At 62.4% G+C, this 25505-nt stretch carries 21 protein-coding genes; 10 read left to right on the top strand and 11 right to left on the bottom strand.

What is annotated here, in order from left to right:
* Positions 1–2151, top strand: a 2151-nt coding sequence (locus tag GXP39_05135; GenBank protein ID NOZ27423.1) for a response regulator, incomplete at its 5' end; no start/stop codon positions are given.
* Here the strand turns inward: GXP39_05135 and GXP39_05130 are convergent.
* Entirely contained in the window at positions 2075–3337 is a 1263-nt protein-coding gene (locus GXP39_05130) for a response regulator (protein ID NOZ27422.1), read from the bottom strand. The two genes, GXP39_05135 and GXP39_05130, sit on opposite strands and share 77 nt — an antisense overlap.
* Before the next feature lie 255 nt (positions 3338–3592).
* Between GXP39_05130 and GXP39_05125 the strand changes: the two genes are divergently transcribed.
* The 6 genes from GXP39_05125 (at position 3593) to GXP39_05100 (ending at position 11282) form a co-directional block, all read left to right on the top strand.
* Positions 3593–4705, top strand: coding sequence for a hypothetical protein (locus GXP39_05125; protein NOZ27421.1), 1113 nt, complete (start codon positions 3593–3595; stop codon positions 4703–4705).
* Positions 4706–5011: 306 nt separating this feature from the next.
* On the top strand, positions 5012–6406 hold the full coding sequence (locus GXP39_05120; protein NOZ27420.1) for an extracellular solute-binding protein: 1395 nt from the start codon (positions 5012–5014) through the stop codon (positions 6404–6406).
* Between the two features lie 327 nt (positions 6407–6733).
* On the top strand, positions 6734–7663 hold the full coding sequence (locus GXP39_05115) for a sugar ABC transporter permease (GenBank protein ID NOZ27419.1): 930 nt from the start codon (positions 6734–6736) through the stop codon (positions 7661–7663).
* Positions 7664–7785: 122 nt separating this feature from the next.
* Entirely contained in the window at positions 7786–8574 is a 789-nt protein-coding gene (locus tag GXP39_05110; GenBank protein ID NOZ27418.1) for a carbohydrate ABC transporter permease, read from the top strand.
* Between the two features lie 48 nt (positions 8575–8622).
* A complete protein-coding gene (locus GXP39_05105; GenBank protein NOZ27417.1) occupies positions 8623–9861 on the top strand; it encodes a Gfo/Idh/MocA family oxidoreductase in 1239 nt (412 codons plus the stop codon).
* Between the two features lie 56 nt (positions 9862–9917).
* Positions 9918–11282 (top strand): sulfatase-like hydrolase/transferase, encoded by a 1365-nt coding sequence (locus GXP39_05100; GenBank protein NOZ27416.1) that lies wholly within the window; start codon positions 9918–9920, stop codon positions 11280–11282.
* On the opposite strand, the gene GXP39_05095 is transcribed toward GXP39_05100, so the two are convergent.
* From GXP39_05095 to GXP39_05050, 10 genes are all read right to left on the bottom strand, one after another.
* The gene (locus GXP39_05095) at positions 11276–12715 is read right to left on the bottom strand and encodes a CehA/McbA family metallohydrolase (GenBank protein NOZ27415.1); all 1440 of its coding nucleotides are present in this window, start codon (positions 12713–12715) and stop codon (positions 11276–11278) included. The two genes, GXP39_05100 and GXP39_05095, sit on opposite strands and share 7 nt — an antisense overlap.
* A gap of 440 nt (positions 12716–13155) precedes the next feature.
* On the bottom strand, positions 13156–14733 hold the full coding sequence (locus GXP39_05090; protein ID NOZ27414.1) for a VWA domain-containing protein: 1578 nt from the start codon (positions 14731–14733) through the stop codon (positions 13156–13158).
* A 214-nt stretch (positions 14734–14947) separates the two neighbouring features.
* A complete protein-coding gene (locus GXP39_05085; GenBank protein ID NOZ27413.1) occupies positions 14948–15415 on the bottom strand; it encodes a hypothetical protein in 468 nt (155 codons plus the stop codon).
* Positions 15405–15851 carry a response regulator gene (locus GXP39_05080; protein NOZ27412.1) on the bottom strand — a complete coding sequence of 149 codons (447 nt, stop codon included), beginning with the start codon at positions 15849–15851 and terminating at the stop codon, positions 15405–15407. Before GXP39_05080 ends, GXP39_05085 begins: the two co-directional genes overlap by 11 nt.
* 314 nt (positions 15852–16165) lie before the next feature.
* Entirely contained in the window at positions 16166–16993 is an 828-nt protein-coding gene (rnc, locus tag GXP39_05075; GenBank protein NOZ27411.1) for a ribonuclease III, read from the bottom strand.
* 48 nt (positions 16994–17041) lie between these two features.
* Positions 17042–17839, bottom strand: coding sequence for an ABC transporter ATP-binding protein (locus tag GXP39_05070; protein NOZ27410.1), 798 nt, complete (start codon positions 17837–17839; stop codon positions 17042–17044).
* The gene (locus GXP39_05065; protein ID NOZ27409.1) at positions 17839–18645 is read right to left on the bottom strand and encodes an ABC transporter permease; all 807 of its coding nucleotides are present in this window, start codon (positions 18643–18645) and stop codon (positions 17839–17841) included. The genes GXP39_05070 and GXP39_05065 overlap by 1 nt, the downstream gene beginning before the upstream one ends.
* Positions 18646–18731: 86 nt before the next feature.
* A complete protein-coding gene (locus GXP39_05060; protein NOZ27408.1) occupies positions 18732–19760 on the bottom strand; it encodes an ABC transporter substrate-binding protein in 1029 nt (342 codons plus the stop codon).
* A 79-nt stretch (positions 19761–19839) separates the two neighbouring features.
* Positions 19840–20952 (bottom strand): pyridoxal-phosphate dependent enzyme, encoded by a 1113-nt coding sequence (locus GXP39_05055; protein NOZ27407.1) that lies wholly within the window; start codon positions 20950–20952, stop codon positions 19840–19842.
* 91 nt (positions 20953–21043) lie between these two features.
* On the bottom strand, positions 21044–21949 hold the full coding sequence (locus tag GXP39_05050) for a ChbG/HpnK family deacetylase (GenBank protein ID NOZ27406.1): 906 nt from the start codon (positions 21947–21949) through the stop codon (positions 21044–21046).
* 265 nt (positions 21950–22214) lie between these two features.
* On the opposite strand from GXP39_05050, the gene GXP39_05045 reads away from it, so the two are divergent.
* Genes GXP39_05045 through GXP39_05035 form a run of 3 tightly spaced genes read left to right on the top strand, consistent with a single transcriptional unit; the run spans position 22215 to position 25479 of the window.
* On the top strand, positions 22215–23495 hold the full coding sequence (locus tag GXP39_05045) for a Gfo/Idh/MocA family oxidoreductase (protein ID NOZ27405.1): 1281 nt from the start codon (positions 22215–22217) through the stop codon (positions 23493–23495).
* Positions 23492–24271 carry an MTAP family purine nucleoside phosphorylase gene (locus GXP39_05040; GenBank protein NOZ27404.1) on the top strand — a complete coding sequence of 260 codons (780 nt, stop codon included), beginning with the start codon at positions 23492–23494 and terminating at the stop codon, positions 24269–24271. The genes GXP39_05045 and GXP39_05040 overlap by 4 nt, the downstream gene beginning before the upstream one ends.
* On the top strand, positions 24271–25479 hold the full coding sequence (locus GXP39_05035; GenBank protein NOZ27403.1) for a GNAT family N-acetyltransferase: 1209 nt from the start codon (positions 24271–24273) through the stop codon (positions 25477–25479). Before GXP39_05040 ends, GXP39_05035 begins: the two co-directional genes overlap by 1 nt.
* Positions 25480–25505 lie beyond the last annotated feature (26 nt).

Here is a 25505-nt window from a genome sequence, read left to right as displayed (position 1 = left end):
CAGCAGACGGCGTGGCACCTTTTCACCATCAGCCTGGTCTTCACCTGGCTGTGGATGATGGTCGCGATCTTCGGACGGCCACAGGTGGCAATCAAGGCACTGCTGGTACTCGTGACCCTGCTGTTCTGCGCAGCGATCACCTATCTGATCTCCCAGCGCTCACCGAAGCCAGCCATGCCTTGTTTCCTGTTCAGCCTGACCGCAGCCATCACCTTAGCTCTCATCTTAATGCGGTCAGCGGACCTGGCCTATCTTTACGCCATTCCCGTGCTGCTCGCTGGCGCGCTGATGCATCCCTGGCTGGGCTTCGTTATGGCCGCGGCCTTCGATCTCGTGCTGCTGCTCGTCTACCCGAATCTGCGTGGCCTCCTCGCGAATACGTTCCTCACGCCCGGGATCCTCCTGGCCGTGAACCTCGCCGCCCTGGTGGCCTGGGCGTTCTCCCGTAATTTCTACATCGTCCTGGAATGGATGTACGAGAGCTACCGACTCGCCGAACAGCAGACCCGCGAGGCTCAGATGCATCGCAGCAAGCTGCTCACCGTACTCAACGATCTGGACCGCGCGTACCACCGCCTGTGGCGCGCCAATGAGGCACTCGCCTGGGCACGGCAGCAGGCGGAAGAGGCCAAACAGGCAAAGGCCCGCTTCGTCGCGAACGTCAGCCACGAGCTACGGACGCCCCTGAACCTCATCATCGGGTTCAGCGAGATGATGGTCACCGCCCCGGAGAGCTATGGCCAGCCGCTGCCGCCAGCCTACCGGGGAGATCTGAACGCCATCTACCGCAACGCCAAACACCTCTCGGACCTGATCGACGATGTCCTGGACCTCAGCAAGATCGAAGCCGACAGCATGCCGTTGAACAAGGAACAGGGGGATCTCCGGCAGATCGTGAAGGAGGCCACCCGCATGATCCAGGGGATCGTCGAGGCCAAGGGGCTGAGGTTGACACTCGAGTTGCCGACCGAGCCCGTACATCTTCAGCTGGATATCACGCGCATCCGCCAGGTGATCCTGAACCTGCTAAGCAACGCGGCCCGGTTCACTCAAGAGGACGGGATCACCGTGCGTCTGACGGTAGAAGAGGACCAGGCGACGGTGACGGTGACCGATACCGGCCCCGGCATCCCGGAGGACGTCTTGCCCAGGATGTTTGAGGAGTTCTACCAGGTGGACGACTCGATCCGGCGAGAACACGGCGGCACGGGGCTTGGGCTGGCCATCAGCAAGCGCTTTGTGGAGCTACACGGCGGCCGGATATGGGTGACGAGCGAGGTAGGACGGGGAAGCACCTTCGGTTTTTCTCTGCCCATCTCGCCGCCACCAAGGGAGACGGCTACGTATCGGCCGGCGTACGAGGTGCTGCCCTTTGGCGATGGCGCCGAGCGCATCTTGATCATACGACATGATGACCCCAGCGCTGCGTCGATGATCCAGCGCCATTTTGAGGGATACCGGGTGGAGCTGGCTCGCTCCGACGCGGAGCTGCTGGACACGGTCAGGCGTCTATGCCCCACGGCCGTGATCGTGGACGCGAGGGACAAAGGCAGAACAGAAGCCCTGTTGAGAGAGGCCCAGTGCGATGAGGTGCCGGTGATCAGCTGTCCCTTGCCCACACGTCCGAAAATGGCGCTGGAACTGCAGACGGCCGATTACCTGCTCAAGCCCGTGACGCGAGAGGTCGTCCGGCAGGCCTTGAGCAGGGTCTCGCGCCCGTTCTCGAAGGTTCTCATCGCCGATGATGATCCGGCCATGGTGCGCCTGCTGACACGCATGGTGCGCGCCGAGTACCCGCATGTGCAGGTGCTCCAGGCCTACGGCGGCGTCATGGCTCTAGAGATCGCGCGCAGCGAGCGACCGGAGGTTATGCTGTTGGACCTCTTGATGCCGGGCATGGATGGACTCGCGGTGTTGGAGCAGGTGCGAGCGGACTCTACGCTGGCCGACATGACGGTGATCGTGGTGACAGCCACGGAGTTGGGCGAGCAGGCCGCCAACCTGAGCGGCGAGATGACGCTGAGGATTCCGACCCCCCTCTCGGTCAGCGAATGGCTGCGGCTGCTGTGCTCGATCACGACGGCGTTACGCCCGACGCCGGAGTCAGAGGTAACCAGAGAGAAAGCTCCAGCCGCAGTGCCTCCTGGCTGACCGGCTTGCGCAGATAGCCATCCGCCCCCAGCGCCGTGGCCAGGCCGGGCTCGTTGAGGATGGAGCAGATCACCACCGGGATCTGCGCAGTGGCTGGATTCGTCTTCAATTGCTGCAATATCTCCCAGCCGTCCTGGCGAGGAAGCATCACGTCGAGCAGGATCAACGAGGGAGTGATCTGCTGAAGCACCTCGAAAGCCTCGACAGCCGTCCCCGCCCCGATGACCTCAATGGCATACTGACTCGTGAACCGCTGAAACAGGTTGATGATATCCGGCATATCATCGATGACCAAGACGTGATGTGGCCCAGCCAGCGGCATCCGGATCTCAACCCGCCACGGATCCTCCTGACAGGTGACCTGCCCTCCCTGCCTGCGGAGCAGCTGGAGGGCGACATCCCAGCCGATCCCCTCGCGCTTGGCCTCTCTGGAGATGGGAACGCCTCGCCCCGTCCCCGGCTTCCGGCTCAGTGTCAGATGCAGCTGCCCAAGCCGCCGCTCGATGTGGATCAAGAGAGACCGCTGCCCCGTCTGGTCAAGTCCGCTGGTGAGCAGATTGATGAGCGCCTGTCGTAGCATGGTCCGGTCGGCGTAGACGGGCAGGGACTCGGAGGGGTCGGACAGGACGATCCTCGCGCCGAGCTGGTCACAATAGGGCTTCAGATCGCTCAGGATCCCCTTCAACACGTCGTGGATATCCAGGACCTCCGGGTGGGCGCGAGCGTTGAGCTGTTCCACGGTCGCCTGGGCCAGGGTGCGGCGATCCGTAGGGGTGACGACGCGAGACTCTGCAGATTCTGTGCGGTCGTCTATCTGGAGTCGATCCCAGAGCACCGCGGCGACGGCCTCGACCCCTTCACGCAATTTCCGATAGACCTGGCGAGGGCTGATGGCCAGGATCCCCGCGATCTCCTCCGGGCCAAGCCCATCGATATAGCGATAGCACAGGGCGCTATAGCCGCAGCTGGCGTCAGGTGAGGTAGATGTGGCGTCGACCGGGCTGAGCTGCTCAATCGCCTCGATCAGGAGGCGCCGCAGTTTTTGCGCGCGGGTCACCCTGTCCGCGTCGGGGACGCCGTCCAGGTATCCGGCCAGAGGATGGCTCTGCAAATGGACGGGGTCGTACAAGTGCGTAAGGGCATCCCTCACGTAATCGATGAATTCGCTCCGGCTGATATCCCCCATGATCCCCCACCGGCGACACGGAACCCACGTGACAAAAATTGGCAGAAAGTTGTCAGAAAGGACCTTGACCCAGCCCAACGGAATCCATTATAGTTGAATCACGATGAGGACGTCAAACACATATTGAAGACGAGGATTTGTCCTCAATGATCGACAGATCGGGAAGGCCGTTCCAACTTCAGGCCGGCCTCCGAGCGGGCGGATCGGAGAGGCTATCCTCATAGAGCCGACACGGACGACTACGGATAGGGGAAAATGACACCTTCCATCTGGATGTCCCCTCGGGAGCGAGTGGAGGCGGCTTTGTTGGGCGGGACCCCGGATATGGTCCCGTTCACTATTTATGAGCGACATTTGCCCACCGGCGAGACAGAGCGACGCCTGCGTGACGATGGGCTGTGCATCGTGCAGCGTGAGCCGCCGGTGTATACGGTGGAGACTCCCAACGTCTCTGAGGAGCAAGTGCATTTCACCGGCGAGGACGGCATGCGGCGGGTGCGCACCATCCTGCGGACGCCCGTGGGCACGTTGACGGCGGTGTCCCGGATGGTCCCCGTGGGCGACACGGCTCTCGACAAGGTCATGCCGTGGACCCACTGGAGAGAGGAGTATCTCTTCAAAGGGCCAAACGATTACGAGCCTCTGGAGTTCCTGATCCGGGATCGTCGTTACCGTCCCAACTACGAGATATTCTCCGCCCGGATGGCATTGATGGGGGATGACGGCATCATGCGCGCCAACATCGGCTATTCCCCCCTGCAGGAGATCATCTACGTGCTGATGGGGATGGAGCAATTCGCCATCGAATGGGCCGAGCGACGGGACCGGGTGATGCGCCTGTACGACGCGTTGACGGAGGATCGGCGCAAGATCTATCCACTGGTCGCCCAATCGCCCGCGCGGATCGCCAATTACGGAGGCAACGTCAGCCCGGAGGTGGTGGGGCTGGAGCGATTCGAGCGCTATATCCTGCCCCACTATGACGAAGCGGCGGAGGTCCTGCACGCGCATGGGAAGCTGCTGGGCGTCCACTTCGACGCCAACGTCAGGCTGCTGGCCCCTGGGATCGCCCGCTCCAAGATCGATTATGTGGAGGCGTTTACGCCCATCCCGGGGAGTGATATGACGCTGGCAGAGGCGCGCGCTGTCTGGCCCGACAAGATCCTCTGGATCAACTTCCCCTCTTCCGTGCACCTGGCCCCTATCTCGACGGTGGAAGAGACCACCCGGCAATTGCTGCGCGAGGCAGCGCCTGGGGATCGCTTCATCATCGGCATCACCGAGGATGTTCCATCCGACCGCTGGCAGGAGACCTTCCCCGCCATCTTGCGCACCATCCGGCAGGAGGGGCGGCTACCGCTCTCCTAGGGCAACATTGACTCCCTCCCCAAGGGACGACCGATGATGGCCCTTCGGCATCGGCACAGCACACGTGACGCCCTCCGGCCCTAGCCCAGGAGCGAGATAGAGCACAAAGCTGTATCCGAGGAGGTGATGAGGAGGAGAGAACTCGACGTTCCCCATGTCTTCAAAAAGCGCTGACATCCCTCTCTCTTGATCGTATTGCGGAGCGATGGCCTGTTAGCCCTCACGTCTGGAACGTCATCCGTTTCCCCACAGGAGGCATTGACGGGAAGCTCTTCCCGCCGGCCTCACCGATTAAAGGAGGTCGTGATGGACAAGAAAAGGACTTTAAGCCGTCGGCGTTTCATGAAGGCCTCTGGTGTAGCCGCAGCGGCCGTCTTCATGGCGGCCTGCGCGCCCGCTGCGCCCCCGCAAGCCCCCGCCGAGGAGAAGGCCGAAGCCCCACCGCCCGCTGCCAAGGAGCCCATCACGCTGCGATACCGCAGCTGGCACTCGCCTGAGGCGTCCGTCGGCGATAAGGCATGGTATGAGTGGCTGTCCGAGAATTACGCCCAGGAAGCCCCCGACGTCACCCTCAAATTCGAATTCGTCCCGTTCGGGTCGGAGTATATCCAGAAAGTCCTAGCCGACTATGCTGCCGGAACGCCTCCCGATCTCCTGCACTCCTCCATCATCTGGGCGCGCGACTTCTACGACCGCGGCGTGTTGTTGGATCTCGACGATTACCTCGACGCGGTCCCAGAGCTCGCGCCGGATCAGTTCTACGGGGAGGCCACCAACCGATATCGCTCCAAGAACGGCAAGTATTACGGGGTGCCGTGGGAGGGGCCGGACTCGAGCATCATCGCGATCAACAGCAAGCTGGCCCAGGAGGTGGGCCTGGACCCGCACGGCGAAGACATCAAGACATGGGACGATTTCGTAGAGGCGGCCAAAGCGCTTACCAAGCGCGAGGGCGGCGAGATCGTCCAGGCCGGTTTCCTGGTGACCAGCATGCGCTACATTGAACCTTTCGCCTCTTGGATGTATAGTAATGGCGGCGCGCTGCATGACGATGCGATCACGCAGCCAACATTCAACAACGAGCGCGGCAAGCAGGTCCTGCAGCTACAATTGGATCTCCTGAATAAGCACCAGGTCTCGTTCCCCATCTCTCCGGAGCGACAGGACACGCAATTGTTCCTGCAGGGCAAGGCGGGCATGATCTACGCCGGCACCTGGTCCACGACGCACTTTGAAGGGATCGCGCCTGAGGGATTCGAGTACTGGTTCATGCTCTTCCCCCAGGGGCCCATGGGGGATGGCCCCAGCACGACGACCTGGTCGAACATGTTCGTGCTGCCTAAGAAGACGAAGTATCCGGACAGGGCCTTCGAGCTGATGCGATACTGCACAACGCCTCCGGTCGTCATCAAGCGCTTCGAGCTTTCCACGCGCACCACGCCCTTGAAGGCCATCTTCGAGAGCGAGGCCTGGCAGCAGCTGCTGAAGAAGTATCCTCAGCTGGAGGTCAAGATCCCGGCTGCCGAGGCCGGCGGCGTCTATCCCTACTTCCCCTTCTTCACGGAGGCCAATGACGCGCTCGGTACGGAGCTGGAGCGGGTCATCCTGGGCGAAAAGGACATCGAGGAGGCGCTGGCCGAGGGCGAGAAGAAGGTGCAAGAGGTCATTCAGCGACGCCAGAAGGAGTTGGAAAAGTCATAAACCGCATGTGGAAGGGCTCAGAGCGTGCCCGAGAAACCCCGCTGCCCCTGCCATGGAGAGGTCCGGAGGGGATTCCCCCCTCCGGACAAAGCTCATCTCTCGCCTTTGACCTGCCCGGCCTCGGCCCAGGTCCCTGCGGAAGGGGCCGAGGCCGGGAAAGTGGGATTTCTGCGATCAGACACGCTCCCACGCACGGCCGCCGAGGCATGATCGAACGTTCCCGCCGTGAGCCTGACCGGACAGATGGAATAGGATCGACAGAGCCGACTGTGCTTCTGGATTCAGGCAGGGGCGCAGTCGGCTACTATTGGGCAGAGGTGCAATGAAATGGCTCAGAATGCGGATCCGAAGCGATCTGAGGAGATCTACGTCGCCCCTCCCCTGTGGAAACAGCCCCGCAAATGGATCGCCGGGTACATCTTCGCCGGACCGGCGACCATCTTGATCGTCCTGTTCTCGATCATCTCCATTGTCATCTCCCTATACCTCAGCTTCTTCAACTACGACGTCATCTCTGAAGTGACCCCCTTCGTCGGCTTCGACAATTACAGGGAAGCCCTCTATGATGATGAGCTGTTCTGGATCTCGTTGAAGAACACGGCCATCTACGTAGCGGGCGTCGTACCTGGCATCACGGTCATAGGCTTCCTCCTGGCCCTGGCGGGACACAAGGTGACGCATGGGCGGGGGGTCTTCCGCACCGTTTACTTTCTGCCCTCTATCACACCGATGGTGGTCATCGCCCTGGTCTGGATGTGGCTCTATAGCCCCAAGGGCATGATCAATCAGATCCTCGCCCGCATCGGGATCCCGGGCCCGAATTGGCTCTTTGATGAAAACCTGGCGATGGCGGCCGTCATCGTCATGAGCATCTGGCAAGCGGTGGGATATTACACCGTGATCTACCTCGCAGGCCTGGCGGACATCCCACAGGATTACTACGACGCTGCCAGGGTGGACGGAGCGAACTGGTGGCAGGAGATCGTCTACGTGACGGTGCCGCTTCTGCGTAACGTGACGCTGTTCGTCACCGTGACCCTGGCGATAGCAGCCTTTCAGATGTTCACCCAGGTATACGTCATGACGGAGGGCGGGCCTGGCACGGCGACGATGACCATGCAGTTTCTCATCTTCCGGAACGGATTCCAATACTTCCGAATGGGATATGCGGCCGCCATATCCTGGCTGCTATTCATCGTCATCTTCGTGCTCGTCATGTTCCAAATGCGCACCACGCGCTCCGAGCAACTGTTCTGAGGGGAGGGGATATGAGCCAGAGGGAATCCTTCCAACTGTCACAGCGTGATCTCCTCGAAGCTCCATGGAGCGCGGAAGCGCTTAGACTGATGCGAGACGCATTGCTCCGTGGGTGGCTCTATGTGATTCTCATTGTCCTTGCTGTTATTATGGTCTTCCCGTATTATTGGATGCTGGTCAACTCGCTGAAGGGGCCGAGAGGGTTCACAGCCGATCCGTACTCCCTGATCCCGAAGACGATCAGCTTCGAATCAATCGGCTACGTGTGGGGGGCGGGAAGCGTCGCCACCTACCTCAAGAACAGCCTGATATACGCCACTGTGGTCCTGCTCATTCAGACGTTCATAAACTCGCTGGCTGCGTACGCCTTCGCACGCGTTGAGTTTCCAGGGCGTAATGTGCTGTTCATGGCCGTATTGGCCACGATGATGTTGCCGTATTCCGTCCTGCTCATCCCCACCTACCTGATCGTTTGGAAGCTCGGGTTGGCAAACACGAGAATGGGGGTTGTGGTGCCGGCCTTCGCCAGCGCTTACGGGATTTTCATGTTGCGCCAGTTCTTCCTCAACATCCCTATGGAGCTGGAAGATGCGGCTCGCATCGATGGATGCAGTCGCTTCCGGATCTATGCTCAGATCATTCTGCCCCTCGCCCAACCCGCGTTGGTGACGATCGGGTTGTTCACCTTCATCTCCCAATGGTCCGATTTCACGTGGCCGCTGGTGATCTTGAGTGACTCTACAAAATACCCCATCACCGTGGGGTTGTCGTTGTTCCGGGACGAGAACTACTTCTATTGGGATCGGACGTTTGCAGCCTGTCTGCTGGGCACACTGCCGCTGGTTTTCGTCTTCTTCCTGGGGCAACGCTACATCCTCGGCGGCATCAGCCTCACGGGCTTGAAGGGCTAGAGGGGGCCAGCCGATCTCAGAGCGTATCTTCACTACAGGAGCGTCGTGATGGATCCCATTCGCATCATCGTCGTCGGCTGCGGTGGCAATCGCGGGGCCTGGTTCGTCGGCCAGCTGGCCCGGCATTCCGACTATCGCGTGACAGCCCTGGTCGATCGGGTGGAGGAGGCGGCGCAGGTCGTCGCCGAACACTACGGCCTGGCGGGTGTCCCCGTGTACCCGGACACCGCCGAGGCGCTGGGGCAGGTGCCCTGTGACGCCGTGTTGATCGCCACGCCGGATGGCCACCACGTGGAGCCGGTGGTGGTCGCGCTGGAGAGAGGAAAGCATGTGTACGTGGAGAAGCCGCTGGCCATCACCCTGGAGGACTGCCTGAAGATCGTCAGGGCCGATCGGGAGGCCGGCGGCCGCACGATGGTCGGCTTCAATCTCCGCTTTGCCCCGCTGTACAGCCACATGCGGCAGATGATCGCCGAGGGCGCCGTGGGGCGGGTGCTCACCATCCAGACCGACGAGTTCTATTACGGCGGCCGCACATACTTCCGCCGGTGGAATCGGCTGCGCCGCAACAGCGGCGGCCTGTGGATCACCAAGGCCTGCCACGATTTCGATCAGCTGTACTGGCTGGCCGATGCCTGGCCGGTCCGGGTCAGCGCCAGCGCCCGCCTGACCTATTACGTCCCAAAGCCGGAAGCGGGGGAGCGATGCAGCGACTGCCCGATCGAGCCGGAGTGCCCCGATTCCTACCTGAGGGACACGCGGCACGTCTCGCCGCTCCGACGACGGTTGGAGGCGATCCGTGAGGCGGCAGGTGCGCCACCTCCTGACCTCTGCTTGTACAACTCCGAAAAGGACACCTTCGATCACGGGATCGCCCAGGTTGAGTTCGAGAACGACGCGCTGGCCGTCTATACGCTGAATGTGGTGGCCCCGTTCACCGATCGGCGGGTCCGCATCGGGGGGACCGAGGCGACGATGGAAGGGCAACTGAGCAGCACGGACATCCTGTACTGGCGCCGCCACCAGGTGGATCGTCCGGACCAGGCGGAGCGCATCTCCCTGCTGCCCCCCGGGCGGACGGAGATCGATTCCCACGGGGGAGGAGATGTCTTCCTGCTGGACGATTTCGCCGCCTTCGTGCGTGGGCAGCCCTCGCGTGCGATCCCACCGGCCGAGGCCTCGGTGGCGGTGGCCATCGGGCTGGCGGCCACGCAGGCGTCCGATGCGAACCGAACGGTAGAGATGGCGGAGATACCCGGCTGGGAGGAGCTTCGATCGATCGGATGAGCAGAGAGCGGGTCCTGTGCTGAAAGATTGAGCCCGGTCTAGAAAGAGAAGCGGGTATGAGGATCATCTATTTCGATATCGACTGTCTGCGGCCGGATCATCTGGGCTGTTATGGGTACGGGAGGCCCACGTCTCCCACCATCGACGCCATAGCCCAACAGGGGATACGCTTTGAACACTACTACTGCTCGAGCTCGCCCTGCCTCCCCTCCAGGACGGCCTGGGCCTCCGGCCGCTTTGGGATCCGCAACGGCGTGATCTCCAATCACGGCGCTGGAGCCCGATTTTACATCAGGACAAGACCCTATGGCGGCCCTCAGCCGGAAAACGAGATGCTAATGCGCCATCTGAGGGCACACGGATACGACACCATCAGCTTCTCGAACTTCGCCGACCGACACAACGCGCTCTGGTTCATGTATGGGTGGAGCGAATATCACACGCCCAATCTGAAGGGCGGCCAGGAGACGGCGGAGGAGGTCAACGAAGCCGTGCTCCACTGGCTAAAGCACAACGCCACCCGAGAGAACTACTTCCTCCACATCAACTACTGGGACGTACACCGATGCTATAAGATGGACGCCTCCTGGGCGGATCGATTCCGGGAATTCCCCGTAGAGCAACCGTGGCCGGACGAGGAGACGATTCAAGCCCATCAGAATATCCACGGGCCGTTCACGGCACAGGGACAATTCCCGGATGGCGTGAGCCCATTTCCTCTCATGCCCGGCTCCATATCCTCCCGCGAGGATTTCGAGCACATGATCAACGGCTATGATGCCGCCATCGCCTACACGGACCACCACATGGGCATCGTCCTGGACGCGTTAGACCGGCAAGGCGTGCTGGACGACGCGGTCATCATCATCTCTGGAGACCACGGAGACGCCTTTGGCGAACACGGCATCTATTCAGACCACGTGTGTGCGGATGAATGCATCCACCGGATCCCTTTGATCATCCGATGGCCCGGCGTCTCCGCAGCCCATCAGAGATCGGACGCCTTCTTATACAATGTGGACTTCGGGCCCACGCTATGTGATCTCCTGGCCATCCCCGTCCCCGCTGACTGGGATGGCCTCTCGTTCAAAGACAATATCCAGGGCAAGCCCGGTCTCGATCGGGAATACCTGGTCTGGGATCACGGGCTCTACACCGTTCAGCGGGCCGTCCGAACCAAGACGCATCTGATGATCCGGACATACGACGATTTCGGATACCCGTTCGCGCCGGTGGAACTCTACGACATGGTGGAGGACCCATATCAGACGCGAAACATATGCGACGAGCGTCCTGAGATCGTCCAGCAATGCAGTCACTTCATGGAGGAGTGGATCCAGGAACAGCGGATGAAAGGGCATTGCATCCCGGATCCATTGGAGGAGATATTACGAGAGAGGGCAAACAGCTCAGATCACTGAGAACGCAGATAGATCGGGTTTCCCAGCGCGGCGATCCTCGGCTCGCCGCCTGGGAGATCGCCCCACTCCGACTCAGGGTAGACGATCTCAGCCCGCACGAAGCCCGCATCGACGGGTACCCGCGCTGCATACTCGAAACCATCGCTCGTGATCGGGACGGCCTCCGCCAACCCGGACCGGGTCAGCAACCAGAGCACCTTGCCAGAGGCCCCAAGCACACGGGCGTGCACGAGCGCCTCCGACGCTCCCCTGCACGGCAGCTCATCTCCCATCATGACCGTGTGTCCACCCGCCTCAGCCGTCAGCTCGATCCTCGGCCCGGCGGGGCTCTCGCTGATGAAGACATGACCGGCACGAACGCCCGCCAGGATCGTCTCCTGAGCAAGCGCCTCGGCATACACCCAGGTCGTCGGCGTACCCACCTCATAGAACCCCAGGACGCCTCGGAAGGGCGGCTGGTGCCGATCGCTGCCCCCTACGGCGACCACGCGTCGCCCCTGCTCCAACAGGCGCATCCAAAAGCGGCGAGACTCCCAGTTCCGCACGAACCAAGGGGCCTGCCACACCTCCACGCAGTCAAAGGGGAGGTCCGTGCCGTACTCCCACGGCGGGCCGCCCTCCTTGGGATGATTCACGGAGAATAGTCGTCCCCGCCGATGGGCCTCCTCAATGACCCGGGCGACATCGTCCCGAGAGCGGCAGCGGAAGTCCAACCATCGATCGATCCCCCACACATTCGCATGGCCGTAATACGTGGTCACCTCCACGCTCGGGATCAGCAGCAGATCGTCCCCGCTGAGGGTCCGCAGATGCGGCACCTGGCTCACCGTGTTGTGATCGGTGACGGCCACGAAGTCCAGCCCCCGTGCCCTTGCAGCGGCGGCCAATCCGCCCGGAGATCCCGAGGCATCGCTATGGTACGTATGCGATTGGAAATCACCGCGGAACCAGCGAGGGCTGTCCTCGCCGCCCATCGCCGGCCGGACCACGTGTCCCCTCTCCAGCCCAGCCACCTCCGGCAGGCTGAGCGTGGGATAGCCCTGGCCGAGGCCCGGATCGTCCCACAGCCACACGTCGACCTGCCATCGACACCCGGCTTCCTGGATCCTATACAGCCCCAGCATCACGGACCAGCGGCCGGCGGGAAGCGGGCCGGGCAGATACCCGGGCGTCGCATCCCGTTCGGCCACCGTGAAGCGATCACGAGCCCCCCCGCTCCATCCCCGGAACCCGTGCACATTGCCGCCACGAGAATCAAACAGGCCGATATCGATCGTGTTGCCGCCACCCTCCCGGCCCTCGTACTCGTACCGGACGTCGATACGATGAACTCCCGGGGGGACGTCGAAGAAGAGGTACCGATAGTCGCCCTGCGCCTTGTCGTCCGGCGTAAAGCGACCCTGGAAATGGTATGTGGGATTGGACGAGGTCACGGCCATCTCCGACAACTCACCTGATTCCCAGAGACCCGCGTGCGAAGCGACGCACTGCCCGGGCTATCTCTCTCAATATCACTATTCCACAATCCGAAATGACCAGCTGATCTCTCCGTCAGGGAACAGATGCAACGCGCCATCAGAGCGTGTCTGAAAATTACCGGCAAGGTGTCTGAGGGTCTCCTTCGACTGCCAGCTCCACAGGGGGAGGTGTGGAGGGGCTTCCCCTCCGCGGAAACCCTGCTTTTCCGGCCTGCACCTGCCTTTCTCGGCCCTTCCCGAAGGACTCGGACCGAGGCCAGGCAGGTCGAAGGCGGGAGAAAGGCTTTTTCCGGAGGGGTTCCGCCCCTTCGGGCCTCCCCACAGCAAAAGCAACGGCATTTCCCAGACACACCCTCAGAGGCGCGTTGCACCTGTCTGCGCCGGTGAGATCCCGGCTATTCCTGCGCCGCCAAGCGGTTGGCCTGCGAGATCAAGTACACGAGCTCCGTCACGTCGGCGTCGTCCGGCATGGCCGCACTCACCCGCTGGGCCAGCGCCAGCACATCCTCGAGCTTGGTGTTCTGGGCCCAGTAGCTCTCCCGCAACACCTCAGCGAACTCGGCCACGGCTGCATCCAGCTGGAAGCTGATCGGGGCCTCCTCGAACGTCGGCAGGATGTCTGAGGTGTCCAACGACTTCTGGATCTCTGTCACCTCGCCGGTATCCGGATCCTGGTACCGTACGAACACGGTGGCCACCCGTCCCTCGGCCCCCTCATGCAACTTGAACTCGTACAGCGCCGTCACGCTGTGCCCCGCACCGACCTCGCCCGCATCCACGGAGTCATCCCGAAACTCCTCCGCCTGCAAACGGCGATTCTCATACCCCAGGAGGCGGAACCGGCTCACCACCTCCGGATTGAAATCGACCTGCACCTTGGCATCCTGAGCGATGACCTGGAGCGTGCCCGTCAGGTTCTCCACGAAGATGCGTCGGGCCTCCGCCAGCGTATCCACGTAGGCATACGAGCCGTTGCCATTGTCCGCCAACTGCTCCATCAGCACATCGTTGTAGTTGCCCATACCAAAGCCCACCGTGGAGAGGGTCACCCCGTCTGCCACGTATCCTCGGATCTCCTCCAGGATCCCCTCAGCGCCCGTGCGTCCCACGTTCGCCACGCCATCGGAACAGAGGATCACCCGGGTGATCCGGTCCTCCGCCAACGTGCGGACCGCCATCTGATAGCCCAATCGCAGCCCCTCCTCGGCGTTGGTCGATCCGCCGGTCTGCAACGATTCGATGGCAGCGATGATGGCATCCCGGTTCGAGGCCGAGGTGGGTTCCAGGACGACCTGGGCTCGTGATCCGTAGACGACGATCCCCACCTCGTCGGTTGGGCGCAGCTCATCCACCAGCAGGCGCAAAGCCCGCTTTACCAGCCCCAATCGGTTCTCACGGGACATGGAGCCCGACACGTCGATGACGAAGATCAGCGAGGCGTCCTTGCGATCCTCCGCAGGGATATGACGCCCCTGCAGGCCGATACGCATCAGGCGATATCTCTCGCCGCGGAAGGGAGCCGGCGCCGCATCCAGTTGGATGGCGAACGCCCCCTCCTCCGGCTCAGGATAGTTGTGCTTGAAATAGTTGACGAACTCCTCCACCCGGATGGCCTCCGGCGGAGGCAGGTTCCCATCGGTGATGTAGCGGCGTACGACGGTATAGGACGCCGTATCCACATCCATGCCGAACGTGGAAAGATGCTCATCCTCCGTATCGATGAAGGGATTCACCCCATAGGTCTTAAAGAAGGTGGCGTCATAGGGCTCAGCATTGGGTGGGGTCGTCCCGCCGGTGGACATCGGCGCCTCGGGCATCGCCTCCTTCGCCATAACGGCGGGGGTAGCCATAGGAGCCTCTCTCCACTCCTCCTGGGGGGAGGGAGCCAGCCCGGCCGGGGCGCAGGCAAAGGTGAATACGATCATCGCCACGATGATCCAGCGCAGGCGGGGGATACTGGGTCGTGCAGTCATGAGATACCTCCTCGTTCTTTAGGAAGAAACGCCGTGTGGGCTCATTCCAGGGACGACCGACGCAAACCGTTTGTTCCCAACGCAATGGATCCCGCCCTACGCTGGAATAGAAATCGCCGAGCGTCGACGACGCTCGGCGCCGAAAGCGTTGAGCACACAATCCCTCCCAGGCCGATCTCGATCCCATGGGGCCGTGCGATAAGCCCGATTACGGCTATGAGCTGGCCGCCGCAGCGATCGCTCCCCCGATCGCCCCCAGGATGGCGGCGAAGACGAGATTGCTGATGCAACATAGCCCCGCGCTCAAAGTCACCATGGGGAGGGAGAAGAACATCTGGGGGTCAAGCCCAGCCTGCCGATACATCTCCATAAGCTGTGGAGGGAGGCTGCGCATGGCCGTCTGCGCCCCTCCCATGAGTGTATACGCCAACGGTGTGGCGATCATGCTGGCAATCCCATATCCCAAACCGGCCAAGGCCCCTGCCGCCGCCCCGGCCCCGGCCCCCGGCCCGGCGTCACGCGGGGCCGGCATCCAGAGCGCGGCCAGAATCCCGATCACGACGTAGAGAATCAGGGATAGTGGGACGACCAGGCATCCCAACAAAGGCACGACGGAGATCAGGCCCAAGAACGCACCCAAAGCTGCGCCGATGAGGCCAGCTCGCCACGTGCTAGGAGCCATTCGGACCCTCCTCACTCAGGCCAGAGGCCCCGTTTCCCTGCGTGGCCTCACGATCCAGGTTCGTCAACACACGGTCAATGCACACCAGCAACTCGGAAGGGGAAAACGGCTTGATGATGTACTCAACGATCCCAGGAGTCTGCAAGCCCTTCTCTCGCTCCTCCAGGCTCCCCCGAGCGGTGATGATGATGATCGGGATATCACGCAGCTCCGGATCCTCTCGCATCTCACGATGAACGGCCCATCCGTCGACTTCGGGCATCATCAAATCCAGCAACACCAGATCCGGCCGTTCGGCTCGCACGCACTCGATCGCCTCTTTCGCGCTGGTGGCGCCGAGAACCTCGATGGGACGCCGACGCAACGCCAGCCGGATGAGGTCGATCATCTCCGTCTGGTCCTCTACATAAAGAATCTTCCACGTACGATCTGCCATATCACCATCCCTCGGCCACTCATGATCACGATCGATCTCCCGTGGGCGCGATCATTCCAGCATACAGAAAAAATGTAACACCCATCCAGGAAGCTGTCCATCGCCTTTTGGTCCCGGGTATACTCAACCCGAAGATGCATCACGCCCAGCCCGGAAGATTTCCCTATGGAGCGGCTCGGTGGCTATCCGAAGAACGCCCCTCCATGCGAACAATTTCCCGCACTTAAGGATACACGATCCCTGCCAGCCCAAGCATGACAAAGGGCTGATTTTTTCCCTGCAGGTCCCATGCCGCATTCCACGGAACGGTCAGATCATGGATTGGGATGCGATGATGAGCCAACGGCAGGCGAACGATCGCCCTGCTCGCCCTCCTCTGGCTCCTCGTCCACCGAGATCGGGAGCTTTCCCTCCGCCTGAAGCCGGGCCAAGGTGTCCAATGCCGCCTGGGCTGCAGCCTGAGCGGCCAGTTGCTTGCTCCGCCCTTCCCCCTCGCCGTATACCACGCCGTTGATCAGAGCCTGCACGGTGAATTCCTTCGCGTGATCGGGGCCGCGCTCGTCCACCGTTCGATAATAGGGCGTGGCTTGAAAATGCGCCTGGCTCCATTCCTGGAGTCGGCTTTTGGCGTCCTTGTTCAGCGCCTCCTGAAGCACACGATCCAATTCCGGCTCGATGAAGGGGCGAAGGAAATCCTTGACGGCCTCCAGGCCCTGATCCAGATAGAGCGCTCCCACCAGCGCCTCGAACGCGGCACACAACGTGCCCGGCCGATCCCGTCCCCCCGACTCCACCTCGCCACGCCCCATGAGCAGGAATTGGCCCAACGAGATCCGCCGGGCGAAGCGCGCCAGCGTGTCCCGACGCACCAGCGCCGCCCGCATATTCGTAAGCGGCCCCTCACGCTGCTCCGGGAACTTGTGATACAGGAACTCGGCGACGAGGAAATCCAACACGGCATCGCCCAGGAACTCCAGCCGCTCATTGTCGGCCAAAGGGAAATCTGGGCTCTCGTTCAGGAACGACCGATGGGTCAACGCCCGCTGCAGCAACGTCTTATCGCTGAAGTGCAGGCCCGTATGCGACTCGAACCGTTCCAGAGTCTCCGTGATTTTCGCCAAAGGGTGTCCCCCCTTACGCATCTTGTGGGGGATAGAAGCTCTTGTCATCATATACCCCGACTTATGCTATCACAAACGCTCCACAGGCGCAATGGATTTCATGCTCTCCTCACGAATCAGCTCGACGACCTCCCGCTTGATCTGCATAAACTCGGGCGACATCTCGATCGCGTACGATCGGGGCCTCGGCAGCGGCACATCAATCTCCCGCTTGATGCGTCCCGGCCGATTCGTCATCACATACACCCGGTCAGCCAGGAAGATCGCCTCGTCGATGTCGTGGGTCACGAACAGGATCGTGGTCTTACTCTGTTCCCACACCTGCAACAACAGTTCCTGCATCAGCCCCCGGGTCTGCGCGTCCAACGCGCCGAAAGGCTCGTCCATCAAGAGGATGGATGGATTATACGCCAGCGCCCGGGCGATCGCCACCCGCTGCTGCATACCACCGGACAACTGATTGGGATACACATCGGCGAAGTCCTCCAGTCCCACCAGGCGCAAATGCTCCCGGGCGATCTCCTCCTGTTCCGCCCGGGACAGCCCCCTCCGGCGCAGCGAGAACTTCACGTTATCCAGGACCTTCAACCATGGGAAGAGCGTGTAGGACTGGAAGACCATCCCCCGATCGGCGCCCGGCCCATCGATCCGTCGCCCGTCCACCTCGATGATCCCATCCGTCAGGGGGATCAAGCCCGCCACCAGGTGCAGGAACGTCGACTTGCCGCATCCGGACGTCCCCACGATGGTCACGAACTCGTTGGCCGCCACATCCAACGAGATCCCATCCAGAGCCACCAGCGGCCCCTGTTCCAGATGGAAGACCTTTCTGACCCCTCGCGCACGCAGCTTGATGGGACGACTCATCAATGACGCCCTCGCACCCACGGGAACAGACGTCGATACAGAAACTTGAAGGAGAAGTCCGTGATCAGGCCCAACAACCCGATGACAATGATCCCCAGGATGATCCGCTCGGTCTGGAGATAGCGCTGAGCACGCATGATGCTGTATCCCAGCCCCGAGGAGGCCGCCACCAGCTCGGCCACCACTAGGTAGGTCCAGGCCCATCCCAACGTGATGCGCAGCGTATCCACGATCCCCGGCAGGGAATACGGGGTGATCACCTGGGCCAGGATCTCCCACTTGCTCAGGCCAAAGGTGTAAGATACGTTGATGAGGTCCTTAGGCACGTTTTTCACGTTATCTGCGATCATCAGTACCTCCTGGAAGAAGGTGCCGATGAACAGGATCACGAACTTCTGCGTATCCCCCACCCCAGCCCATAAGATGGACAATGGCACAAACGCCACGGCCGGCATGTACCGGATGAAATCGATGGGTGGCTCGAAGAGGGCCTCAAAGAAGCGGAAGTTCCCCATGAGGACGCCGATAGGCAGCGCCACCAGCGTGGAGATGAGCCAGCCGACCATAATGCGATAGATGCTGGCCCAGGTATCCGCCCACAGCGACCCATCCCGAGCCCCCTCTACGGCAGCCTCCAGGATAGCCGTCGGCGTGGGGAGAAAGATGGGGCTCACCAGTCCGCCGTAAGTCAATACGCACCAGATGACGAACAAGGCGATCAGGAATACCGTGCTGATCGCCATATAATGGCGACGCGGGATCTCCTCACGCAGCAACAACAATTCGCTTAACACCTCTCCCCCCATCCACAGGAGATGTAGGATGGAGGGCCAAAGGTGCCCCGCTTTGGCCCTCCATGCCGGTGTTCACTCCTACACATCTACCTGCACACTCACGGCAGATAGGACGGATCCAACACATCCTCCGGATCCGGCACGCTCTCGACCGCCCCCGAGGCCAGCAAGACCTGCATCACCTCTCGATAGGTCTCCTGGATGGGACCGGAGAATTGTTCCTTGTTCTCCTCTAGATCGTACAGCTTGATCCCCTTCCACGCGACCTTGAATTCCTCAAGATCACTTCCCACCGCGTCGGCGATAATCCGTTGCCCTTCCTCCGGATACTCATCCAGGAAGTCCATGGCATCCTGCCAGGCCAGAATCATCGCCCGCACCTGGTCGCCCTTCTCATCCAACACGTTCTTGGGGAAGGCCAGGAAATCGCCGATGAGCCCGGGCTTGACGGCCGCACTGTAGATGATCCGATACCCCTCACCCCGGGCCAGAGCGGCGGAGATGTACGGCTCATACGTGACGGCGACATCCACCCGCCCGGCGACGACGGCAGCGCCCGCGTCGGCGGCGGGCATGGGCACGACCTCGATATCATCCTTGGTCATCCCGTTCTGCATCAGCGCATAGCTGAGCAGCAGATCGCTGGTTGTGCCCTCCTCAAAGGCCACCTTCTTGCCCTTCAGGTCCGCGATGGTCTCGATGCCCGGCCCGGCGATGATGGCATCCGCCTCAAAAGAGGCATCCTCTAGCAGGACCAGCTTCAGGTCCACACCGGCGTTGATCAAATACGCCGAGGTATGCGTGGCGATGTTCGCCCCGTCAAAGCGGCCCGCGGCCAATGCGGCATTCAGGTCCTGGTCGGTGACGAAGTCGACCAGCTCGACGTGAATACCATGATCCTCAAAGAAGCCTTTCTCTTTGGCGATCCACCAGGGGCCGTAACCGATCCAGGGTTGGGTGCCGATCTTGAGCGTGGGCATCTCCGCGGGGGCTTCGGCGGGCTCCGGAGTGGGGGTAGCCTCCGCAGCAGGCGCCGCCGGAGCGGGAGGGGCGGCAGGCGGCGCACAGGCGCTCACCAGCACAGCCAGGGCCAATGTCAACCCGATGAGAGACAAGACATGCCGCATAAGAGCCTCCTTTCCTCCTGAAGCATGACTATCGGCCAACGTTTACGATTATGAACGCACCCATGTGCTCTGGGTCCCGTCACTCTGATGCCACCTTGGGCGGGCTCTTCAACCCAGATCCCGTCAGCGCCACAACCACGATCTCCCCGGGGGTGACGTAGGGGCGTATCTGGGGCAGGACGGCTGCGGCCGTCGCCGATGTGGGCTCGACGTAGAGGCCCGCACGGGCCAGTCGCTCCTGCGCCTCCGAGATCTGCGTCTCCGTCGCCACCAGCGCGATGCCATCGCTCTCCCGCAGCGCCGCCAGCAATGCCCGGCCCCGCACCGGCTGCACGATGGCGATCCCCTCCGCAACGGTGGATTGGGCCGGAACAGCCTCCACCTCCTTGCGCCCGGCCGTCATCGCCGTCACCAGAGGCGCGCATCGCTCCGCCTGAGCGGCCACCAGGCGGGGCAGTCGATCGCTCACCCCCGCCGTGAGCAGGGCCTGGAACCCCCTCCAAACGCCCAACAACAGCGTGCCCTGCCCCACCGGCGTCACGAACCAGTCAGGGACCCGATGCCCCAACTGCTCCCAGATCTCCCAGGCGGCGGTGGCCATCCCGACCAGCGTCAGCGGATGCCAGACGTGACTGGCGTACACAGCGCCCGCGGCAGCCTCGGCCTCAGCCGCCCGCGTGGCCTCCAGGCGGGGGCCAGGCACCGGCACCAACTCGGCGCCGTAGACGGCGATCTGGGCCTGCTTGGCCGGGCTGGCATACGCCGGGACGAACACACGGGCCTTTACACCCGCCCGGGCGGCATAGGCCGCCAGCGAGGCGCCCGCGTTCCCCGACGAGTCCTCCACCACCCGATCGACCCCACGGGCTACGATGTCATTGATCACCAGGGCGGTGCCCCGATCCTTGAAGGAGCCGGTCGGGTTGAGCCCTTCCAGCTTCCAATATAGATCCACCCCTTCCCACACGCCGGAGATCAAAGGGGTCCAGCCTTCACCGAGGGTGATCGGATCACTTGTGAGCGACGGGGGTAACATCGCTTGGTAGCGCCACAAGCCAGGCCGATAGGAATCGATCGCTTTCGGGTCGAAGCGGGGGAGACCGACCATCTCACGAGGGCCGCCGCAGGCGCAGGCCCATTGATCTGCTGGCCAGGACTCGCGGGCGCCACAATGGGTGCAGACCAGCTTCATTTGTACACACATGCTCAGAAGGGATAGCCGGGCGGATTATAACATAAAAGCCCCGTGCGTAAAACGCGGACATGTGCCGTGTGTGACAAAATCATGTGGAGGCCTCCCCGCGCAAGAGGTCCCGCAACGTCCGATACCCGATGACATGGATGCCGTTCTCCGCCAGCCAGCTCCAGAACTCGGGATCTGAGAAGACCTCCCAATCAGCGACCCGGCCACTCCAATCATCCTCCGGAGCGATGGCCCGAACCTCGTCTCCCGGGCGAGCCGCATGATAGATCAGATGGGTCAATCCCGGCGGGAGCTCCTTCACCAAGAACTTGTATCGCTCCTTTCGGCTGTCCCCCGGCACGTCGTACAGATCCGTCAAATGATCCAGGACCGGGAGTCGTCCATCCCGCTCCAAAGCCTCCACAAGCTCCGAGATCGCCTCTACAACGTCCGGCGACAAACCATACCGCTCCACCTGCTCGCGCCGGATGCGCGGCAACATGACGGGCACCCGATACGTCAGCCCCAATTCCACGTAGGCGGACAGCAAGGCCGGATGGACGATCCCCCCCATGTGGGTATCGATATGGGTGACATCGAGTCCCGCCGCCAGCGCCCGCTCGACCTGAGCGCGCATCTCGATGATAGCGGCCTCAGGTTGCATGTGCGCATGAAGGCTCTCCACATCGGGCCAGAAGTACCCCTCATGGTCCAACAAGCCGCTCTGAGGATCGCACGTGGACAGCGGGCGCCAGCGATACAGAGACCACTCGCTGGTCAACGTCAAGTGAATGCCCACGTCCGCCTTCGGATGCGCGTGGGCCCATCGGATCGTCTCGTTGACCCAGGGACAGGGCATCATCACCGAGCCGCAGGCCACCGGAGCCGCCTCCGCGATATCGGCAAAGGCGGTGTTGGCCGCATGGCACATCCCCAAATCATCGGCGTGGAAGATCACCACACGATCGTCAGGGGAAAACCCCAAACGGGCCAAGAAGGGATTCATGGATACCTCCGCATTCAGAAGATGATCTCCAGACCTCGAAAGGGCACGCCCGAACGGCCCTCCAAGGCCACCGAAGCATAGGCATGGGAGGAGAAAATGTCAAAAACGGTGCCACCAACGTCGCATCTGCAGAGGAATATGATATAATGCCGGCGCTCGCAAATGAAGCCCCATATGTCCCGTGGGAATACACCACCGGGCATTCTGGGGAGTTGCGCGATATCCACTTTATAGTGCATAATTCTGTTGCACAGGAGGAAAGGACATGTCGCAGCCGGTCGAAGCGGTACTGGTCGGAGCCGGGAATCGGGGACGCGAAGCCTACGGGGCCTACGCGCTCCGCTATCCACACCGACTCAAATTCGTGGCGGTTGCCGAGCCCATCGCGGAGCGAAGAGAGCACTTCGCCAGGCAACACAACATCCCGCCGGAGCGTCAATTCGCCTCCTGGGAGGACCTCTACGCCCAGGGCCAGCTGGCGCCCGCGCTGGTCAACTGCACGATGGATCGTGACCATGTGGCCTCTACGATCCCCGCGCTGGAGCTGGGATACCACGTGCTGCTGGAGAAGCCCATGGCCACGACCCCGCACGACTGCGTGCGCCTGGTGCGCGCGGCCGAGAAAGCCGACCGTATCCTCCAGATCTGCCACGTGCTGCGGTACACCCCCTTCTTCATCGCGGTGCAGGAGGCGGTGCAATCCGGGCGCCTGGGCGACGTGATGACCGTTGAGCACAAGGAGAACGTGGTCTACTGGCACATGGCTCACTCGTTCGTGCGGGGCAACTGGCGCAACAGCCAGACCTCCAGCCCGATGATCCTGACGAAATCCTGCCATGATCTGGATATCCTGGCGTGGACGCTAGGCACCCGATGCCTGCGCATCTCCTCCTTCGGCTCCCTGACCCTCTTCCGCCCCGACCGAGTAGGACCGGAGATCCCGGAGCGGTGCACGGACGGCTGCCCCATCGAGAACGATTGTCCCTTCTACGCGCCGCGCATCTACCTCACCGAGTACACCGGCTGGCCCGTCTCCGTGATCTCCCTGGACACCAGCATGGAAGCCCGGCTGAAGGCGCTGCAGGAAGGGCCCTACGGCCGTTGCGTCTACCGTTGTGACAACAACGTGGTCGACCACCAGGTCGTGGCCATGGAGTTCGAGAACGACGTTACCGTCGTGTTCACCATGCACGGCCATTCCCATAAGGAAGGCCGCACAATGCGATATGACGGCTCCCGTGGTACGCTGCGAGGGAACGCGGCGGAGAACGAGATCATCCTCTACGATCACGTCACCGGGCGCGAGGACGTCATCCGGCCAGGACGCATCGGCGGCGGGCATGGCGGCGGCGACACCGGCCTGATGAACGCCTTTGTGGAGGCGGTGCGCAATCCCGGGCGGGAGGTGCTCAGCTCGGCTCGGGCCTCGCTGCAGAGCCATCTGATGGCATTCGCCGCCGAGGAGGCGCGCCAGACCGGACGAGTGGTGGATATGGCAGAATACGCCGGGCAAGTGGAAGCAGAAGTGATCGCGGGGGAGGCATGAGCGAGGCACGGGTGCTCCTGTTGGTAGCCATCACAATCCCCCCTCCGGCGCTGGAGGCGCTGGGCCCGGTGGTGGCCGAACACACCGTGGACACGCCCTGGGGAGCCATCGGGCCCATTGCGGAGCGATCCCGGCCGGGCGGCCCCGCCCTCCTGGTGCAGCCCTACTTCGGGCTGCCCACACGGCTGGACCCGAGGGCGACGGTGTGGGCCGCCCGACAGCTAGACGTCCAGCGCGTGATCGGGTGGGATGCGGGCGTGGCGCTGAGCCGATTCCTGCATCGCGGGGACACGCTGATCGTGGATGATTACATCGATCATGCCCACCATCAGCCGACCACCCTGTTCGAGGAGCAGGGCATCGGAGGGATCGGACAGGATCCGGCGTTTTGTCCCCAGATTCGCTCCGTGCTGCAGGAGGCTCTGCCGGGGGCTATAGACGGCGGCACCTACCTGGCTGTGGACGGCCCTCGCCGGGAGACGAAAGCGGAAGCCCGGATGTACCGGGCATGGGGCGGCGACGTGATCGGACAGAATCTGGTCCCCGAGGCCGCCCTGGCCAAGGAGCTGGGCCTATGCTACGGTGGGCTGGTCACCGTCACCGATCACTCGGCAGACCTGCCCCCCGAGCCCGAGACGGGAGCCGTCCGCAACACGCTGAAGATCGTTCTGGAGGCATTGCCCCAAGTGGCTCTGGCACTGGTGGGAGAGCCCACATGTGACTGTCAACAGGCGGGTACGGGAACACAAGACCGCCATCCTCTAGTGGAGCGTTGATGATCGAAACTCGCGGCATCCGTTCAGAAATCGAGCTACGCGAGGCAACCCGACTGACATTGGAGGCTTTCAGCAACGGCGGTTCTGATGAGGCCATAGACCGAAAGATCAGCCGGGTGCTCGCTCACCCCAGCTATGAACCGGGACGGATACGCGTGCGGATGGTGGGGGGACGCATCGTATCCCATCTGTGGATCATCGAGCGGACCATGCGACTTGGGTCGGCCGAGTGGCGTATGGGAGGCATTGGAGGCGTCTGCACAGCCCCCGACGCCCGAGGCCAGGGACATGCCTCCGCCCTGCTGCAGGATGCCCTGGACCTCATGCGCCAGGAGGGGTTCGACATCTCCCTGCTCGACGGGATTCGGGATTTCTATAACCGCCTGGGATACGCGGTCATCTGGCCCCATTCCCACCTGCTGATCCCCGTCGAGGAAGCCCGTGGCCTGAAGGGAGACTACGACATCCGGAAGATCTCGATCGCGGATATCCCTGTACTGGCCAGGCTGTACCACGCGACGTGGGGACAGAGGCCCGGGTCGCTCGTTCGGCAGAAGGCGCACTGGCGCTGGTTCCTGGAGGTTCCCCGCCCCGCCTGGGCAGCGACCAACGGCAAGGGACGGGTGCAGGGCTACGCCATCGTCTCGGAGCACCGTCCCGACGAGGTGATCGAGCTGGTAGCCGCCAACTCTGGAGCTGCCTATGCCCTGATACGCCATATCGCCGACTCCCTCGGGGACCGCTCGGAGACGATCCGGATCAACGTAGCTCGGGACGATCCCCTGGTGCGTTGGCTGCGCAGAGCCTGCCGGGTCACGCTGATCGAGAGGACGTCGCCCGCCGGCGGATGGATGGCCCGGTTTGTCAACCTGGAGCAGGCGATGACGAAGATCCAGGACGAACTCAGCGCTCGCTTCCTACGCTCCCCCATGCAAGACTGGCGCGGCCGGGTGAATCTGGTGACGGATATGGGAACCATCGCCCTGTTCTGCCGATACAGCCGCGTCGTCGTGCGGGAGACGGCCCCCACCGTAGGCTACACCTGCCGCGTCCCGCAAGATCGGTTGATCCAGCTGGTGCTGGGATTTCGATCCGTGGAGGATATCGCAGAAGATCCCGACGTGGCCATCCCGGAGATCGCCCGGCCGTTGCTAAACGTCCTGTTTCCGCCCCAGGCGGCCTACATCGCAGGGCTCGACTGGTTCTGATCCCGGCCAAACGGGCCCCGCGATCC

This window comes from Chloroflexota bacterium (assembly GCA_013152435.1).
Classification (GTDB): domain Bacteria; phylum Chloroflexota; class Anaerolineae; order DUEN01; family DUEN01; genus DUEN01.
Note: the sequence above shows the minus strand (reverse complement) of the source record. Positions and strands in the feature narration are given on the sequence as shown.

Bases quoted from the DNA above. Each gene is read 5' to 3' on its own strand.
- GXP39_05130 (NOZ27422.1), bottom strand. From the start codon at position 3,337: ATGGGGGATATCAGCCGGAGCGAATTCATCGATTACGTGAGGGATGCC.
- GXP39_05125 (NOZ27421.1), top strand. From the start codon at position 3,593: ATGACACCTTCCATCTGGATGTCCCCTCGGGAGCGAGTGGAGGCGGCT.
- GXP39_05120 (NOZ27420.1), top strand. From the start codon at position 5,012: ATGGACAAGAAAAGGACTTTAAGCCGTCGGCGTTTCATGAAGGCCTCT.
- GXP39_05115 (NOZ27419.1), top strand. From the start codon at position 6,734: ATGGCTCAGAATGCGGATCCGAAGCGATCTGAGGAGATCTACGTCGCC.
- GXP39_05105 (NOZ27417.1), top strand. From the start codon at position 8,623: ATGGATCCCATTCGCATCATCGTCGTCGGCTGCGGTGGCAATCGCGGG.
- GXP39_05100 (NOZ27416.1), top strand. From the start codon at position 9,918: ATGAGGATCATCTATTTCGATATCGACTGTCTGCGGCCGGATCATCTG.
- GXP39_05090 (NOZ27414.1), bottom strand. From the start codon at position 14,733: ATGACTGCACGACCCAGTATCCCCCGCCTGCGCTGGATCATCGTGGCG.
- GXP39_05085 (NOZ27413.1), bottom strand. From the start codon at position 15,415: ATGGCTCCTAGCACGTGGCGAGCTGGCCTCATCGGCGCAGCTTTGGGT.
- GXP39_05080 (NOZ27412.1), bottom strand. From the start codon at position 15,851: ATGGCAGATCGTACGTGGAAGATTCTTTATGTAGAGGACCAGACGGAG.
- rnc (NOZ27411.1), bottom strand. From the start codon at position 16,993: ATGCGTAAGGGGGGACACCCTTTGGCGAAAATCACGGAGACTCTGGAA.
- GXP39_05070 (NOZ27410.1), bottom strand. From the start codon at position 17,839: ATGAGTCGTCCCATCAAGCTGCGTGCGCGAGGGGTCAGAAAGGTCTTC.
- GXP39_05065 (NOZ27409.1), bottom strand. From the start codon at position 18,645: ATGGGGGGAGAGGTGTTAAGCGAATTGTTGTTGCTGCGTGAGGAGATC.
- GXP39_05060 (NOZ27408.1), bottom strand. From the start codon at position 19,760: ATGCGGCATGTCTTGTCTCTCATCGGGTTGACATTGGCCCTGGCTGTG.
- GXP39_05055 (NOZ27407.1), bottom strand. From the start codon at position 20,952: ATGAAGCTGGTCTGCACCCATTGTGGCGCCCGCGAGTCCTGGCCAGCA.
- GXP39_05050 (NOZ27406.1), bottom strand. From the start codon at position 21,949: ATGAATCCCTTCTTGGCCCGTTTGGGGTTTTCCCCTGACGATCGTGTG.
- GXP39_05045 (NOZ27405.1), top strand. From the start codon at position 22,215: ATGTCGCAGCCGGTCGAAGCGGTACTGGTCGGAGCCGGGAATCGGGGA.
- GXP39_05040 (NOZ27404.1), top strand. From the start codon at position 23,492: ATGAGCGAGGCACGGGTGCTCCTGTTGGTAGCCATCACAATCCCCCCT.
- GXP39_05035 (NOZ27403.1), top strand. From the start codon at position 24,271: ATGATCGAAACTCGCGGCATCCGTTCAGAAATCGAGCTACGCGAGGCA.